12 protein-coding genes are annotated in these 16,296 nt (G+C 71.9%); 5 read left to right on the top strand and 7 right to left on the bottom strand.

Translation table 11 applies throughout. The annotated features are described in order from the left end of the window. Positions 1-10: 10 nt before the first annotated feature. Positions 11-988 (bottom strand): LacI family DNA-binding transcriptional regulator, encoded by a 978-nt coding sequence (locus K377_RS05885; protein ID WP_111662051.1) that lies wholly within the window; start codon positions 986-988, stop codon positions 11-13. Positions 989-1,070: 82 nt separating this feature from the next. Continuing rightward, positions 1,071-4,031, bottom strand: coding sequence for a CBM35 domain-containing protein (locus K377_RS05880; protein WP_202455014.1), 2,961 nt, complete (start codon positions 4,029-4,031; stop codon positions 1,071-1,073). Between the two features lie 542 nt (positions 4,032-4,573). On the opposite strand from K377_RS05880, the gene K377_RS05875 reads away from it, so the two are divergent. From K377_RS05875 to K377_RS05855, 5 genes are all read left to right on the top strand, one after another. Next, positions 4,574-5,944, top strand: a complete 1,371-nt coding sequence (locus K377_RS05875) for an ABC transporter substrate-binding protein (protein ID WP_111662049.1) — start codon at positions 4,574-4,576, stop codon at positions 5,942-5,944. A gap of 127 nt (positions 5,945-6,071) precedes the next feature. Continuing rightward, positions 6,072-7,034 (top strand): carbohydrate ABC transporter permease, encoded by a 963-nt coding sequence (locus K377_RS05870; RefSeq protein WP_111662048.1) that lies wholly within the window; start codon positions 6,072-6,074, stop codon positions 7,032-7,034. Between the two features lie 11 nt (positions 7,035-7,045). After that, positions 7,046-7,957, top strand: a complete 912-nt coding sequence (locus K377_RS05865; protein WP_111662047.1) for a carbohydrate ABC transporter permease — start codon at positions 7,046-7,048, stop codon at positions 7,955-7,957. Positions 7,958-7,986: 29 nt separating this feature from the next. Further along, the gene (locus K377_RS05860) at positions 7,987-9,660 is read left to right on the top strand and encodes a glycoside hydrolase family 13 protein (protein WP_161195045.1); all 1,674 of its coding nucleotides are present in this window, start codon (positions 7,987-7,989) and stop codon (positions 9,658-9,660) included. 28 nt (positions 9,661-9,688) lie between these two features. After that, the gene (locus tag K377_RS05855) at positions 9,689-10,741 is read left to right on the top strand and encodes a LacI family DNA-binding transcriptional regulator (protein WP_111662045.1); all 1,053 of its coding nucleotides are present in this window, start codon (positions 9,689-9,691) and stop codon (positions 10,739-10,741) included. A 16-nt stretch (positions 10,742-10,757) separates the two neighbouring features. Here K377_RS05855 and K377_RS05850 read toward each other — a convergent pair whose 3' ends face one another. From K377_RS05850 to K377_RS05830, 5 genes are read right to left on the bottom strand one after another with little or no spacing between them, the layout of a single operon-like run. Continuing rightward, positions 10,758-11,582, bottom strand: a complete 825-nt coding sequence (locus K377_RS05850; protein ID WP_111662044.1) for an ECF transporter S component — start codon at positions 11,580-11,582, stop codon at positions 10,758-10,760. Next, entirely contained in the window at positions 11,579-13,213 is a 1,635-nt protein-coding gene (locus tag K377_RS05845) for an ABC transporter ATP-binding protein (protein ID WP_111662043.1), read from the bottom strand. The genes K377_RS05850 and K377_RS05845 overlap by 4 nt, the downstream gene beginning before the upstream one ends. Then, the gene (locus K377_RS05840; RefSeq protein WP_111662042.1) at positions 13,210-14,334 is read right to left on the bottom strand and encodes a CbiQ family ECF transporter T component; all 1,125 of its coding nucleotides are present in this window, start codon (positions 14,332-14,334) and stop codon (positions 13,210-13,212) included. Before K377_RS05840 ends, K377_RS05845 begins: the two co-directional genes overlap by 4 nt. Before the next feature lie 2 nt (positions 14,335-14,336). Then, positions 14,337-14,975: an SCO2322 family protein gene (locus K377_RS05835; protein ID WP_111662041.1), complete on the bottom strand. Its 639-nt coding sequence runs from the start codon at positions 14,973-14,975 to the stop codon at positions 14,337-14,339. Beyond that, on the bottom strand, positions 14,972-16,210 hold the full coding sequence (locus K377_RS05830; protein WP_111662040.1) for a prenyltransferase/squalene oxidase repeat-containing protein: 1,239 nt from the start codon (positions 16,208-16,210) through the stop codon (positions 14,972-14,974). Before K377_RS05830 ends, K377_RS05835 begins: the two co-directional genes overlap by 4 nt. Positions 16,211-16,296 lie beyond the last annotated feature (86 nt).

Raw genomic sequence — 16,296 nt, 5'->3', positions numbered from 1 at the left:
CCCGGTACGGCTACCTCAGGGGCGCCGTGGACTGCCTGACCACCAGCTCCGGCTCGTGGAGCAGTTCGTGCGGGGTGGGGCTGTCACCCGAGATCTGGTTGGCCAGGAGGGTGACGGCCGCCCGCGACATCGCCTCGATCGGCTGGCGCAGGGTGGTCAGCGGCGGATCGGTGTAGTTCATGAACGCGGAGTCGTCGAAGCCCACGACGGACAGGTCCTCGGGGATGCGCAGCCCCAGGCGCCGGGCGGCGCGCACGGCGCCGAGCGCGAGGACGTCGCTGCCGCAGATCAGCGCGGTGACCTGGTGGCCGAGCAGTTCGGAGGCGACGGCCTGGCCGCCCTCGAAGGAGAACAGCGCGTGCCCGACGGGATGGCTGCCCTTGCTCCCTGAGGTCAGGGCCTCGAACGCGGCGGCCTTCCGGCGCGACGGCATGTGGTGGCCCGGCCCGACCATCAGGCCGATGTCGGTGTGCCCCATCGCCGTGAGGTGGGCGAACGCCTGGCGGACGGCGGCCTCGTCGTCCGTGCTGACGCTGGGGAAGCCCGGATAGTCGACGGCGGCGTTCAGCAGCACGACCGGGACCCCGCGCTGGAGCAGCGCCTGGTGCTCGTCCTCGGTCAGCCCGCCGCAGAAGATGACCCCGGCGACCTGCTGGTCCAGGAGCATCGACACGTACTCGGCCTCGGTGAGACCGCCCGCGGTGCGGGTGCACAGGACGGGCGTGAAGCCGAGCTGGACGAGGGCGCCGCCGGCGATCTCGGCGATCGCGGGGAAGATGGGGTTCTGCAGCTCGGGCAGGACGATGCCGACCAGGCGGGCCCGCGCGGCGCGCAGATGCGTGGGTCGCTCGTAGCCGAGGACGTCGAGCGCGGTGAGGACGGCCTGCCGGGTGCTGTCGGACACGCCCGGCTTCTCGTTCAGGACGCGACTGACGGTTGCTTCACTGACGCCCACTCGACGGGCTACTTCTGCGAGCTTGCGGGCCATGGCCGGAGTGTAACCGCACGTCAGTGCGAGGAGGCGGGCCGGTGGTCGCCCCTGTCCCAGGGACGGCCACCGGCGCGGTCGGTCAGAAGCCGCTGTTGCCGCTGCCGCGGGTGAGCGTGAAGCCGGGGGAGTTGTTGAGCAGCCCGCCCGTCTTCGCCGTGACGCTGGTGTTGGCGACCGTCATGCCGCCGGTGACGTTGTTGAGGTCGAAGCCGTAGGTTCCGGCGTTGGCGATGGTGTTCCCGTCCATGGTCAGGTTGCTGATCTTCTTGGCGTAGGAGAGCAGGACGCCCTGGTAGGTGCTGTCCTTGATGGTGTTGCCGTCGACGTGCACGGGCTGGGTGATGTCCGCGGTGTCGGCGTAGATCCACAGCGCGCCGATGGTGGTCGACCAGTTGATGTGGTACGAGCCGCAGCGGGTGAGGAGGTTGTTCCGGACGTAGATGTCGGAGCTGAAGCCCTGCCCGAAGTACGTGCTGATGGTGATGCCGGACCCGAAGGCGACCGTGTCGCTGACCGCGTTGTTCTCCAGGGTGTTGTCACCGCCGCCGTAGACCCCGATCCCGTTGGCCTGGATGGGCAGCTGGGCGGTGTTGTGCGAGACGGTGCTGTGCGTGACGTTGCCGTCCTCGGTGTCGAGCGCGAGGGAGTCGTCGCCGGTGTTGCGTACGTGCGACTGCTCGACCCGGGTGTTGTCGGAGCCGCCGTGGACGTGCAGGCCGTCCGCGAAGACGTTGCGCACGCGGACGCCGGAGACGAGCAGGCCGGTGCCGGGCCGTGCCCACAGGCCGACCTTGGTGTGCTCCATCCACACGTTGTAGATGAGCGACCCGGAGGCGAAGCTGCCCTCGATGGCCGCCGCGCCCGAGTCGTTGTTGCGGAAGGTCTGGTCGCCGAAGACCGACAGGTCGGCTATCTGCACCCGGCCGCCGGTGGAGAAGAGGCCGCCCGCGCCGTTCTCCGCGGTGGACTTGAGCGTCGTGTACCAGGGCCCGGCGCCGCGCAGCGCGACGCCCGACAGGTTGACGCGGCCCGAGATCGAGTAGGTCCCGGACGGCAGCCACAGCCCCTTTCCGGCGCTCGCGGCGCTGCTCAGCGCCGCGTTGAGGGCGCTGGTCACATCACTCGTGCCGGGCGTCACGCCGTAGTCCGCGGCGGAGACATAGCCCGAGGGCATCGTGGCGGCGGGGTCGACCAGCTCGGTGTCGACGACGTCCACGGTGTACGAGGCGGCCGTCGACCCGGCGTCCTTCTGGAGCTTCAGGACGGTTCCGGCGGGCCAGGTGCTGGTGTGGAGGTAGCGGACCTCGTCGAAGTAGTGGTGGCCGGTCGAGTCCCCCGCGTTGCCCGGGGTGTTGGTGTCGTAGTACCCGGCGCCGTACAGCCACGAGAACTTGTTGGTGGTCTGGAGGTCCGTGACCTTGGTGGAGCCCGCGTACAGGGACAGCGGCGCCGTGGTCACCGAACCGCTCGCGGTGTCCGGGATCGAGTAGCGCACGACGAGCGCGTTGGCCGGCTTGGTCAGCGTGATCTGCACGTACTGGCCGGTGTCGGTGAGCTTCACCGCGCTGCGGCCCGTGGACTCGGCGGACAGGCTCGGATAGCTGGTGCTGACCGCCAGCTTGGTGCCGTTGGTGGTGGCGTCGGCCGCACGGTACTCGGTGTACGGCAGGGTGGCGCCCTGCGAGGTCAGCGCGGTGCCGCCGTCGACGGAGACACTGTCCACCGCGACATTGCCGCTGTCGCCCGACTCGGTGCGCAGGCCCACCAGGTTCAGGCCGCCCCGGAGCTTGGCGTCGACGGACACGAACGCCCAGCCGTCGGCGGCGGGCAGGGACAGCTGACGCGAGCGGACCCCGTTCAGGTACAGGGAGAGGGTCTGCGCGGAGCCGGTGGTGTTGCGGTAGGTCACGGCCAGCGGATAGGTGCCCGCGGACGGTACGGCGGTGTCGATGACGGTCTCGGCGCCCTGCGCGGTGAAGCCGGTGAGATAGCCGCTGCCGCTGTACCCCGAGACGGAGGTGGCCTTGGCGGGCCCGCCGGTGACGAACGCGGTCTCCGCCTCGTACGCCTTGCCCGGCGCGGCGCCGCCCCCGCCGCCGGGCGGCTCGGTGGAGCCCGCGGAGACGGTGACGTTGTCGACGTTCACGTTGCCGGAGTCGGCCGGGTCGAAGCGGTAGGCGACCGTGTTGGAACCCGCCTTCAGGGTGAGGGACTCGGTGCGCGAGGCCCAGGTGTTCCAGTCCGAGGTCGCCGCGAGCGTCGTGGTCAGGGCCTTGCCGCCGTTGACGTACACCGACAGCGTCTTCGCCGAACCGGTGCCGTTGGCGTAGCGCAGCGCCACATCGGCGGACCCGGCGGCGGCCGCCGTGACGGTGAACGTCGTGGCGGCGGTGCCCTTGTGGGAGTCGGTGTAGCCGCCCACGTACCCGGTGCCCTGGAAACCGGAGTGCTCGGTCTCGGTCGCCGTGCCGCCGCTCAGCGCCGCGGACTCGGCCTCGTACCGGCCGTCGACCGCCGCCGGAGCGGCCGCGAGCGTGAGCGCGTCGAGGTTCACGTTCCCGGAGTCGGCGGAGCCGAACACGTACCCGATCGTGTTGCTGCCGCTGGTCAGCGTGACCGGGCTGGTGACCGTGGCCCAGGTGTTCCAGTCCGCGGTGGCCGGCAGCGAGACGGTGCCGGTCTTCGCGCCGCGCACGTACAGGGACAGGGTCTGCGCGCCGCCGGTGCCGTTGGCGTAGCGCAGGGTGGCGGTGTGGGCGCCCGCGCTCGCCGCGGTGACGGTGAAGGCCGTGGTGGCGGCGCCCTTGGCGGCGTCGGTGTAGCCGCCGACGAAGCCGGTGCCGGTGAAGCCCGTGTGGTCGCTCTGGACGGCGGCGCCGCCGCTGAGCGCGGCCGACTCGGCCTGGTAGATGGTGGAGGCGGCCACGGCCGGGCTGCCGAGCACGCCGAGCGCGGCGCACAGGACGGCCAGGACCGTGCCCACCAGAAGGAGCCGGGATCTGGTGCGCTCCGGCGGTCGTGCGGAGCCGATTCGAGGCATGGGGAACTCCCACGGAAAAGGGGCGGGTGAGTGACGCGCACCGTAACGGGGCGGTGATGCGCGGGCAATGCGTGCGGACATCCGCGAATTCCGGCGATGCTTTCCGTGGAATTGTTTGCGCTGCTTGCGCTGCGCCAACTACCAGCGTGTGAAGGCGAGTTGACGGCTCACAGCGGGGTGAGCCGCTGGAACGCAATTACGTGACGAGTGTCGGATTCTTGCTCACCGTCTTGCGTCGCCGTCGGCGTGCGGCCCCGAGGGCGTGATGGTCTCCGTACCAGCTCATCGGCCGTGTGTGGCGGGGTCTTCGCTGGCGGACACGGCGTGCGGCGCCGCGTGCCGGGCGGTCCGGACGGACCGGATGTCGGGTTCTTGCGCGCGGTTTCGTCGGAAGATTTCTTCGAAGTCCGCAGGTGTTAGTGATGCTTTGCGTATTCAGGTTTGTGTATTGCTCGCGGTTCGTGGGGCCCGTAACTTGTGCGTCACCTCGACGGGCCGCGTATCGACGCCGTGCCTATCCACTTCACCCTCAGGGACGATCCATGACCGCAATACCGGCGGGCAGAAACGCCCGCGTCGGCATCGCCGTGGCCGCGGTGGCCGCACTCGGCCTCTCCGTGAGCGGCTGCGGAGCCTCCGGCGACGACGCCGCCGACCCGAACGGCAAGATCACCATCACGGTGAACGACATGCCCGCGAAGACCGACCCGGTCAACCGCAAGATCTTCCTCCAGGACGTGGCCGCGTTCGAGAAGGCCAACCCGAAGATCCATGTCGTCCCGCACGAGGGGCAGATGGACCCCCAGACGTTCTCCACCAAGCTCGCCGGAGGCCAGCTGGAGAACGCCTACTACGTCTACCTCACCGACCCGGCCGGCATCATCGCCAAGCACCAGGCGGCCGACATCACGGACTACCTGAAGGACTATCCCGAGGCCCAGCAGGTCAAGCCCGAGCTGCGCAAGGTCTTCCAGGACGAGGTCGGCCGCACCTACGGCGTCACCGAGGGCAACTACTCGATGGGCCTGGTCTACAACCGCACCCTGTTCAAGAAGGCGGGCCTGGACCCGGACCAGCCGCCCACCACCTGGGACGAGGTCCGCGCCGACGCCAAGAAGATCGCCGCGCTCGGCAAGGGGATCACCGGCTACGGCGACTACAGCAAGTCCAACACGGGCGGCTGGCACTTCACCGCCGAGATGTACTCGCGCGGCGGCGACGTCGCCAAGCAGCAGACCGACGGCACCTGGAAGGCCGACTTCGACAACGCCACCGGCCGGGCCGTCCTCCAGCAGCTGCACGACATGCGCTGGACCGACGACTCCATGGGCAAGCGCCAGCTCCTCGAATGGGCCGACCTGCTCCAGATGATGGGCGCCGGCAAGCTGGGCATGTACCTGGCCACCTCGGACAACATCCCCACCATCGCCGCGCAGTACAAGGGCGACCCCAAGGAGTTCGGCCTCGGCCCCATGCCGGAGGGCAAGGGCACGCTGGCCGGCGGCGGTGGATTCATGTTCAACCCGAAGAACAGCGCCGCGCAGACCAAGGCCGCCCTCGCCTGGATCATGTTCAAGTACGAGAACCCCGACCGGATCACGCCCGGCCAGAAGCGCGCCGCCGCCCAGAAGCAGCCCGTCGGCCTGCCCGAGCCCAACATCTGGACCGGCGCCGCGCAGAAGACCAAGGCCGCGGCCGACGAGAAGTACGCGAACCAGCCCGTCGCGAACTACAAGCCGTTCAGCGACGCCATCGGCAAGATCCCGCTCCGCCTCGAACCGCCGCAGGCCCAGAAGATCTACGCCGTCCTGGACACCGCCATGGCCAAGGTCCTCACCGAGAAGGACGCCGACATCGACAAGCTGCTCGGCGACGCCTCGAAGCAGGTCGACGCCCTGCTCGCCGCCCAGTAGCGACCGCCGTCCAGCGGCCCCCGTCCCGCCGTGCCGCGGCACCTGACCCCGCGGCACGGCCCGGCCCCCTCTCGTACCGACCCCCGTACCCCCGAACCCCCGCACCCCCGAACCGCAAGGAGAACCCATGGCGACGTCCCTCGCGCCGCGTCGCAGCGAAGTCCGCCCACCGCTGCCCGCCACGGCCCACGGCCCCGGGCCCGGCCGGTGGCCGCACCTGCGGCGGCGGCTCACGGACAACGCCCTGGCCTACGGCTTCCTCGCCGCGGGGATCCTCAGCTTCGCCTACTTCTCCTGGTATCCGCTGATCCGCGGCATCACCCTGAGCTTCCAGCAGGACAACCTCATCACCGACCCGCAGTGGGTCGGCCTCGGCAACTACCGCACCCTGTTCGCCGATCCGCTGTTCTGGACGGCGTGGAAGAACACCGCCGAGTTCACCGGCCTCGCGCTGGTCCTCGGCTACGCCGTGCCCTTCGTCATCGCCGTCCTCCTCAACGAGCTCCGGCACTTCAAGGCGTACTTCCGCATCGCCGTGTACCTGCCGGTCATGCTCCCGCCGATCGTCAGCGTCATGCTCTGGCAGTACTTCTACGATCCGGGCCAGGGCCTGTTCAACACCCTCCTGCACGGCGCGCACCTGCCCACCTCGCAGTGGGTGCAGTCCCCGCACACCGCCATGATCTCCCTCGTCCTCGTCTCCACCTGGGCCAACATGGGCGGCGCCACCCTGATGTACCTCGCCGCGCTCCAGTCCATCCCCGGCGAGCTGTACGAGGCCGCCGAACTCGACGGCGCCGGCATGTGGGCCCGCCTGCGCCACGTCACCGTGCCGCAGATGCGGTTCGTGATGCTGGTCCTGCTGCTGCTCCAGATCATCTCGACGATGCAGGTGTTCATCGAGCCGTTCCAGATGACCGGCTTCACCAACCCGTCGACCATCACCGTGATGACGCTGATCTACCGCTACGCGTTCGCCGTCAACAACGACTTCGGTCTCGCCGCCGCGATGAGCGTGCTCCTGTTCGTCGTACTCGCCGTGTTCGCGGCCGTCTATCTGCGCCTGACCCGCGACGGCGACCAGGGCTGAGGGAGAAGCACATGTCCAAGGCCACATCCGCCGCCGAGTCCGCGCAGCGCAGCCTGATCTCCGCCAAGGAACTCGCCCGCCCGCGCAACCGGCGCCTCTACTACGCGGTCCTCACCCTGACGGTGGTCGCCTTCGCCGCCGCCTTCCTGTACCCGCTGTGGTGGATGGCGAGCTCCGCCCTGGAGACGCCCCGCCAGTTCGCCGAACAGACACCGACGCTGCTGCCCAAGTCCGTCCACCTGAGCGCCTACAAGGACGCCTGGACGCAGATGGACATCGCCCACTTCTTCCTCAACACCGTGTACTACGCGGCCGGGGGCTGGGCGATCCAGATGGCGGTCGACGTCTGCGCCGCGTACGCCCTGTCGAAGCTGCGCCCGGTCTTCGGCAACATCGTCTTCGCCGGGATGCTCGCCAGCCTCATGCTGCCCGCCGCGGCCCTCCTCGTCCCCGCCTACCTGACGGTCAACGACCTGCCGCTGTTCCACATCAACCTCGTCAACACCCCCTGGGCACTGTGGCTGCCCGGAGCGGCCAACGCCTTCAACATCTACGTGCTGCGCCGCTTCTTCGACCAGATCCCCACCGACATCCTCGACGCCGCGTCCATCGACGGGGCCTCCCGCCTCCAGGTGCTGCTCCGCGTCGTGCTGCCGCTGTCCCGGCCCGTGCTCGCCGTCGTCTCCATCTTCTCGGTCGTCGGCATGTGGAAGGACTTCCTGTGGCCGCTGCTGGTCCTCCAGGACCCGGACCGGCAGACCCTGTCCGTGGCCCTGCACCGGCTGTCCACGTCGACCACGCAGGTGCCGCCCACCGAGATGATCGCCGGCCTCACCATCGCCGCCGTCCCGATGGTCGTCCTCTTCCTCTTCTTCCAGCGCCACATCATCAGCGGCCTGTCGGCGGGCGCCCTCAAGGGATGACCCCCTTCTCCGTACTTCTCCCCTCCCTCATGCAAGGAGTCCCTTCCGTGGCCCGATCCACCGACGCCCACGACGAATGGTGGCGCCACGCCGTCATCTACCAGGTCTACCCGCGCTCCTTCGCCGACGCCGACGGCGACGGCATCGGTGACCTCGCCGGCGTCCGCGAACGCCTGCCCCACCTGGCCGAACTCGGCGTCGACGCGCTCTGGTTCAGCCCCTGGTACGCATCCCCGCAGGCCGACGCCGGATACGACGTCGCGGACTACCGGCGCATCGACCCCGCCTTCGGCGACCTGGCCGAGGCCGAGGCGCTCATCGCCGACGCGCACGCCCTGGGCCTGCGCATCATCGTCGACATCGTCCCCAACCACGTCTCCGACCAGCACGCCTGGTTCCAGGAGGCGCGCGCGGCGGCCCCCGGCGCCGAGGCCCGCGACCTGTTCTGGTTCCGCCCCGGACGCGGCGCCGACGGTGAACTCCCGCCCAACGACTGGCAGTCCGTCTTCGGCGGCCCCGCCTGGACCCGAGTCGACGACCCCGACGGCACCCCGGGGGAGTGGTACCTGCACCTCTTCGCGCCCGAGCAGCCCGACCTCAACTGGAACAACCCCAAGGTCCGCGAGGAGCACGAGGACATCCTCAGGTTCTGGTTCGACCGCGGCGCCGACGGCGTCCGCATCGACTCCGCGACCATGCCCGCCAAGGACCCCGCCCTCCCCGAGTTCGCCGCCGACAGCACACCCCCCGACCACCCCTACATCGACCGCGACGACGTCCACACCATCTACCGCTCCTGGCGGGCCGTCGCCGACGGCTACCGGCCCGCCCGCGCCCTCATCGGCGAGGTCTGGCTCGCGAACCCCGAGCGCTTCGCCCGCTACCTGCGCAGCGACGAGATGCACACCGCCTTCAACTTCGACTACCTCAACAGCCCCTGGGAGCCCGGCGCCCTGCGCGCCGTCATCCAGGACACCCTCGACGCCCACGCGGGCGTCGGCGCCGCCCCGACCTGGGTGCTCTCCAACCACGACGTGACCCGCCACGTCACCCGCTACGGCCGCGCCGACAGCTCCTACGGCCACGCCCTGCGCCAGCACGGCACCCCCACCGACCTCGCCCTCGGCACCCGCCGCGCCCGCGCCGCCCTGCTGCTCGCCCTCGCCCTGCCCGGCGCGCACTACCTCTACCAGGGCGAGGAACTGGGCCTGTGGGAGGTCGAGGACATCCCCGCCGACCTGCGCCAGGACCCGATCTTCCACCGCACCGGCGGCCTGGACATCGGCCGCGACGGCTGCCGCGTCCCGCTGCCCTGGTCCGGCGCCGAGCCCCCGTTCGGCTTCAGCCCCACGGCTTCCGCACAGCCCTGGCTGCCGCAGCCCGCCGCCTGGGCCGCCCACACGGTCGAGGCCCAGCAGGCCGACCCGGAATCCATGCTCGCCTTCTACCGCGCCGCGCTCGCCGCCCGCCGCCGGTACGCGGACGACCTGAGCGGCGACTCCTTCGACTGGCACGGCCGGCACGACGCCGACCCGCAGGTCCTCGCCTTCCGGCGCGGCCCCGGCCTCCTCTGCGTCGCCAACCTCTCCGCCACGGACCAGCCCCTGCCCCCGTACGGCGAGATCCTGCTCGGCAGCGCACCGGGCACCCCCGCGCCGGACCTCCTCGCACCCGACACCACGGTGTGGCTCCGCACCGAGTGACCGGCCCGCCCGACAGAAAGCAACTCCCATGGCTCGCAGGCTCTCCGAAGTGGCCCGCCGCGTAGGCGTCAGCGAAGCGACCGTCAGCCGCGTCCTCAACAGCAAACCCGGTGTCTCCGACGCCACCCGCAAGGCGGTCCTCACCGCGGTCGACGTCCTCGGCTACGAACGGCCGACCCAGCTGCGCGGCAGCAGCTCCCGCCTCGTCGGGCTCGTACTGCCCGAACTGCAGAACCCCATCTTCCCCGCCCTCGCCGAGGTCGCCGGCGGCGCCCTGGTCCAGCTCGGCTTCACACCCGTGCTGTGCACCAGGACCGCCGGTGGCCTCACCGAGGCCGAGTACGTCTCCATGCTGCTCGACCAGCACGTGTGCGGCGTGATCTTCTGCGGCGGCCTCAACACCCAGGAGTACGACTCCCTCGTCCAGCGAGGCGTGCCCGTGGTCCTGCTGAACGCGGCCGTCGCGCAACCCTCCACGGCGCACGGGCCGCTCGGCTTCCCCCAGGTCTCCACCGACGACGCCACCGCCGTCGAACAGGCCCACGCCCATCTCACCGCGCTCGGCCACACCCGGATCGGCCTCCTCGTCGGCCCCTCCGACCACGGCCCGTCCCGCCGCAAGGCCGAAGCCTTCACCCGCCTGACCGCCCGGCACGGACCGCAGGCCCGTGAACACCTCGTGGGGCACGCCCTGTTCTCCTTCGAGGGCGGCCAGGCGGCGGCGGGCGAACTCCTCCGGCAGCAGATCACCGGACTCATCTGCGGCAGCGACATCCTGGCCCTCGGCGCCATCCGCGCGGCCCGCCGCGCGGGCCTGGCCGTCCCGGAGGACCTCTCCGTCGTCGGCTACGACGACTCCGCCTTCATGAACTACACCAACCCGCCGCTGACCACCCTGCGCCAGCCCATCGAGGCCATGTCACGGGCGGCCGTCACCCTCCTCGCCAACCAGATCGGAGGCGTCCCCACCAGCGCCACGGAGCTGCTCCACGAACCCGAACTCGTGGTCCGCAACTCCACCGCGCCACCGGCCGTCCGGCGCAGGATGCGCCCGGTCGGCGGGACCGCGCTGGGCGCCTGACCTCCGCGGACGGGCCCTACGGGCGCGGGTCGTCGAAGCTGACGTCGGCCGTGAAGGCGGCCCGCCGCGTGGCCCGGCGCAGCGCCTTCAGGACCGCCCCGCCCACGACCAGGGTCAGCACGACGGTCAGCGCGGCCCGGCCGAGGTCCCAGCCGAGCGACGTGGCCAGGCAGTAGGCGAGGAAGCGGGCCAGATTGTCGTGGAGCGAGGCGTCCGGCTGGTACGCGACGGACGACGCGAGCGAGTCGATGAACGGCCAGCCCGACAGATTCATGATCGTGCCGTACGCGAACGCGGCGCAGAACCCGTACCCGGCCAGCATCAGCCGCTCGCCCCGCCCGCGCAGCGAGTCCGCCCCCGGCAGCAGCCCGGCGCCCATCGTGAACCAGCCCATGGAGATCATCTGGAACGGCATCCACGGCCCGACCCCGCCGGTGAGCAGCGCGGACGCGAACATGCTGAGCGAGCCCAGCACGAACCCGAACCCCGGCCCGAGCACCCGCCCGCTCAGCACCATCAGGAAGAACATCGGCTCGATCCCGGCCGTGCCCGCGCCGATGGGCCGCAGCGCCGCGCCCGCCGCCGCCAGCACGCCGAGCATCGCCACCGCCTTCGGACCCATGCCGGACTCCGAGATCGTCGCGGCGACGACGGCGACGAGGAGGACGAGCAGCGCGGCGAAGAGCCAGGGCGCGTCCTGCGCGTGCGCGGTCACCTGCGAGCCCGGTCCGGCGATCAGCGGCCAGCCGATCGACACCACGCCGACGGCGCTGACCAGCAGCAGCGCGGCGACGGAACGCGGGCCGAGCCGGACGGGGTTCGCCTGCCGGTCGAGGGTCACGTCAGTGCCTCCCGTACTTGCGTGACGGTCAGCCACGGCTGCGGCGCGAGCACCTTCGCCACCTGCGGCGCGAACGACGGCGACGACGTGACGATCTCCGGGGTCGGACCGTCCGCGACGATCTCGCCGTCCGCGAGGATCGCCACCCGGTGGGTCAGCTCCGCCGCGAGTTCGACGTCGTGCGTGGCCATGACGATGGCGTGCCCGCGCGCCGACAGCCCGCGCAGGATGGTGACGAGGCGGCCCTTCGCCGCGTAGTCGAGCCCGCGCGTCGGCTCGTCGAGGAGTAGCAGCGGCGGCGCGGCCGTCAGCACGATCGCCAGCGCCAGGGTGAGCCGCTGGCCCTCGGACAGATCACGCGGGTGCGTGCCGTCGGCGATGCCCGGCAGCAGCTCGCCGAGCAGCTCCCGGCAGGAGCCGGGTTCCGCGTCGGCGTCCTTGTCGGCGGCCGCGCACTCGGCACCGACCGTGTCGGCGCAGAGCAGATCGCGGGGTTCCTGCGGGACGAGGCCGACCTTGCGGATGAGGTCGCGGGGCGCGGTCTTGTGCGGCACGGCGTCTCCGACGCGCACCGATCCGGCGGTCGGCTTGATCATCCCTACGAGGGTGGAGAGCAGGGTGGACTTCCCGGCGCCGTTCCGCCCCATGAGGGCAACGATCTCGCCGGGGGAGACGTCCAGTTCGACGTGGCGCAGGGCGTCGACCCGCCCCCGCCGCACCCCGAGCTTCCCGACCCGGGCGAGAAGCTCGCTGTCAGGGGCGCGGGGAACTGCGCGCTCAGCCACCGACGCGGCGCGCTCGGCAGCCGAAGGCGATGAGGCAAGCTCGTCCCGCAGGCCGGCGGCCGCGCGCCGCGCATCCCGAACGGTGAGCGGCAACGGCGACCATCCGGCCAGCCGCCCGAGCCCCACCACCGGCGGATACACCGGCGACTCGGCCATCACGGCGGCAGGGTCCCCGACCAGCAGCGGCTCCCCGGGCCCCGCGAGCAGCGCGACCTGATCCGCGTACTGCACCACCCGCTCAAGGCGGTGCTCGGCCATCAGCACGGTCGTCCCGAGATCGTGCACGAGCCGCTGGAGCACGGAGAGGACTTCCTCGGCGGCGGCCGGGTCGAGCGCCGACGTCGGCTCGTCGAGCACCAGGACGCGCGGGTGCGGGGTGAGGACGGAGCCGATCGCGACGCGCTGCTGCTGCCCGCCGGAGAGCGTGGCGATGGGCCGGTCCCGCAGACCGGCGAGGCCGAGCAGATCGAGCGTCTCCTCGACGCGGCGCCGCATGACCGGCGCGGGCAGCCCCAACGACTCCATCCCGTAGGCGAGTTCGTCCTCGACGGTGTCCGTCACGAAGTGCGAGAGCGGGTCCTGGCCGACGGTGCCGACGACGTCGGCGAGTTCGCGCGGCTTGTGCGTACGGGTGTCGCGGCCGTCCACGGTGACGCGCCCGGCCAGGGTGCCGCCGGTGAAGTGCGGCACGAGCCCGCTCACCGCGCCGAGCAGCGTCGACTTGCCGACGCCGGACGGACCGGCCAGCAGCATCAGCTCGCCCTCGGGCACGTGCAGCTCGATCCCGCGCACGGTGGGCCCCGACGCGCCGTCGTACGTCACGGAGACGTCCTCGAAGCGGATCATGACGACGACTCCTGCTTTCGCTCTACGGGTTCGGGTACGGGCGCGATGAACGCCGGGAGCAGCCCGACGAGAACCCCCGCCGCCGGCAGGAGTGGCAGCGCGGGCGCCGTCAGCGGCACCACGGACGGCTGGAGCGCGGCCGGGTCGCGGGTGGCGCTGAAGATCATCACGGCGGCGGCGACCGCACCCGATCCGGCGACGAGCCAGGCCCGTACCCCCCACACGTCGGGGCGGTAGCGGGTGCGCACCGAGCGCCGCCCGCCCAGCCAGAGCCCGCCGAGCGCGGCGGCCACCCCGGCGAGCAGCACGGGGAGCCCGTACCCGGCGCCCGACGAGGCGAGCAGCCCGTACGTGCCCGCGCACACCCCGATCAGACCGCCCAGGGTGAGCACGGCGGTGGCCCGGCGCACGGCGGGCGGCACCTCGGCGGTGCGGCCGTAGCCCCGCGCGTCCATGGCGGCGGCGAGGGACACCGACCGTTCGAGCGCGCCCTCCAGGACCGGCAGCCCGACCTGGAGCAGCCCGCGCAGCCCGCTGTCGGGACGGCCCCGCAGCCGGCGCGCCGCCCGCAGCCGCCGGACGTCGGCGACGAGGTTCGGCGCGAAGGTCAGAGCGACGACGACCGCGACGCCCGCCTCGTACAGCGCGCCCGGCAGCGACTTCAGCAGCCGCGACGGGGAGGCCAGCGCGTTCGCGGCGCCGACGCAGATCAGCAGCGCCGCCAGCTTCAGCCCGTCGTACAGGGCGAACACCAGCCCCTCCAGCGAGACCCGCCCGCCGATCCGCACGCCCTGCGCCCAGTCCGGCAGCGGCACCTCGGGCAGCGTCATCACGATGTGCGAGCCCGGGATCGCCGAGCCCAGGAAACAGGCGAAGACCAGCCGGATCCCGATGACGACGAGCCCCAGCTTCACGAACGCGCCGTAACTGCGGGCCCACGGCGCCTCCGTCCGGCGCGCCGCCACCACGTAACCGGCGACGCCGACGAGCAGCGCGAGCAGCAGCGGGTTCGTGGTGCGGGAGGCGGCCGTGCCGAGGCCGAGCGCCCAGATCCACCAGGCGCCCGGATGCAGCGAACGGGAACGGCCCGCCCGCGGGGCCCGCAGCGCGTCGAGACCCATGATCAGCCGCGGCGGCGCTTGGCCTGCCAGATCGCCGCACCGCCGAGCACGACGACGGCGACGACACCCGCGAGGACGCCGACGGACGGCAGCGAGCCGCCCTGTCCGTGGTCCTGCTTCGGTTCCTGGTCCTTCTTCTGACCGACCTGCTCGCCGCAGCCGGTCTCCGGATACCCGGAGATGGCGCACAGCAGCGCGCTGCTGTCGTAGCGCAGCGGCTTGGCGACGGCGGCCAGCGCGTCCGCGGCGGTCGCGTCCTCGCCGACCCGGGCGCACGCGGTGCGCGCCTTCGGCGGGGTCTCGCCGTCGGGCGCGTCCGCCGCCGTACCGAAGTCGATGACGACCGCGACCCGCTTCTTCCCGTCCTGCGCGGCCGTGTCGCCGCACACCGCCGTGAAGTCGGCGGCGGCGCGCGGCTTGGTGGCGTCCTTCGAGTCCGCGCTCACCGCGAACCGGAACCCCTCGACATCACCGTCCGACGGCTTGCTCTGCGAGGGCCCCATGGTCGCGTACGTCCACGAGCCGCCGTCGTTCTCCCAGAACGACCAGTACCGGTATCCGGCGGCCTGCGCGGGCGCGGCGACGGCGAGGCCGAGGACGGCCGTGAGCAGGACGAGCAGCAGCCGGGCGGCGCGGCTCACTTCTGCTGCTTCTTACGCCCGCTGATCAGGATCCCGACGCCGACGGCGGCGATGAACATGACGCCGACGATCCACCAGGACACCGAGCTGCCGCCGTCGTCGTCCTTCTTCTCGTCGCCGGAATCGGCGGCGGACTTGGCGGAGGCCGGGGCGGGACCGGTCTTGTTCAGCGCGCTGACCAGGTCGGTGCCGCCGAAGTCGCGCGGGTCGTTGCCGGTGGCGTGCGCGGCGAAGATCAACTGCGCGTAGGCGGCGGGACCGGCGCCCTTCGCCCAGTCCTGCGCGTTCTTCTCCAGCCAGGCGTACGGGTCCTTCGTGTACTTGATGCCCTCGGTGGCGGCGACTGCGGTGACCGCGTCGGCGGTGTTGCCGTAGTCGGGCTGGTCGGTGGCGCCGGCCAGCTGCGACTTCAGGTACAGGTGAGTGGAGAGCTGGTTCTGGAGGTACACGGCGCCGTTGTGCGCGATGCCGTTGGCGGTCTTCGCGTCGTCGCCGCTCTCGCAGGTGTACGCGTCCGGGGCCTCGCCCTTCTCGGCGGCGAAACCGGAGCCGAGGGCGCCGAGCACACCGGCCGCGGTCGCGTCGGCGTTCGCGGTGAGCTCGCCCTTCTTGTCGGGCTGGTAGGCGAGCGCGCCGCCGTTCTTCCCCTCCGAGCAGGGCAGGGCCAGGGTGCCGAGCGCGTCCGTACCGGACTTGCCGGTCCCGGACCGGACCTCGGCGGGCTCGTCGCCGGAGGTGGACAGGGCGCCGAGCACGACCCCGGTGGAGTTGCCGTCGCTGGCACCGCCCGGGTTGTAGCCCCAGCCGCCGTCGGCGTTCTGGTTCTGCTTCAGCCAGGTCGCGCCCTTGACGACCTCGCCCTCGTGGCCGCCCACGGCGGCCAGGGCCTGCACGGCGGCGGCCGTGCTGTTGCTGTCGACGGGCGTCTTGGCGTCGCAGGCCTTGCCCGGCTCGGCACGGAACGCGGCGAAGCCGCCGTTCTCGCACTGCTGGCCGGCCAGCCAGTCGACGGCCTTCGCGGCGGGCTCGACGTCCACCGTCGTCTGCGCCACGAGGGCGAGGGACTGGCGCCAGACGCCGTCGTACGTGGGGTCGCTCGACCCGTACAGGCCGCTGGGTACGACGACCTTCGGGGAGGCCGAGGGGGAGGCACCGTCCGCGAAGGCGGCCGGCGCCGCCGAGGCGCCGATCACGACGGTCGCGGCGACGAGTGCGGCGCTGCGGCGAATGTTCATGCTGGGGCGGGTGCCTCTCCCTGCGGGGAGCCGGGCGGCACGGCACGCACTGCTGGTACCGGGCGGCTCCAGCTCCGTATGCCTCG

The organism is Streptomyces sp. PsTaAH-137 (genome assembly GCF_003259365.1).
Taxonomy (GTDB): domain Bacteria; phylum Actinomycetota; class Actinomycetes; order Streptomycetales; family Streptomycetaceae; genus Streptomyces.
The sequence above is the reverse complement of the archived record's forward strand: the minus strand, read 5'-3'. Positions and strand labels throughout refer to the sequence as shown.

Coding starts and splice junctions, on each gene's coding strand:
- K377_RS05885 (WP_111662051.1), bottom strand. CDS start 988: ATGGCCCGCAAGCTCGCAGAAGTAGCCCGTCGAGTGGGCGTCAGTGAA.
- K377_RS05880 (WP_202455014.1), bottom strand. CDS start 4,031: ATGCCTCGAATCGGCTCCGCACGACCGCCGGAGCGCACCAGATCCCGG.
- K377_RS05875 (WP_111662049.1), top strand. CDS start 4,574: ATGACCGCAATACCGGCGGGCAGAAACGCCCGCGTCGGCATCGCCGTG.
- K377_RS05870 (WP_111662048.1), top strand. CDS start 6,072: ATGGCGACGTCCCTCGCGCCGCGTCGCAGCGAAGTCCGCCCACCGCTG.
- K377_RS05865 (WP_111662047.1), top strand. CDS start 7,046: ATGTCCAAGGCCACATCCGCCGCCGAGTCCGCGCAGCGCAGCCTGATC.
- K377_RS05860 (WP_161195045.1), top strand. CDS start 7,987: ATGCAAGGAGTCCCTTCCGTGGCCCGATCCACCGACGCCCACGACGAA.
- K377_RS05855 (WP_111662045.1), top strand. CDS start 9,689: ATGGCTCGCAGGCTCTCCGAAGTGGCCCGCCGCGTAGGCGTCAGCGAA.
- K377_RS05845 (WP_111662043.1), bottom strand. CDS start 13,213: ATGATCCGCTTCGAGGACGTCTCCGTGACGTACGACGGCGCGTCGGGG.
- K377_RS05840 (WP_111662042.1), bottom strand. CDS start 14,334: ATGGGTCTCGACGCGCTGCGGGCCCCGCGGGCGGGCCGTTCCCGTTCG.
- K377_RS05830 (WP_111662040.1), bottom strand. CDS start 16,210: ATGAACATTCGCCGCAGCGCCGCACTCGTCGCCGCGACCGTCGTGATC.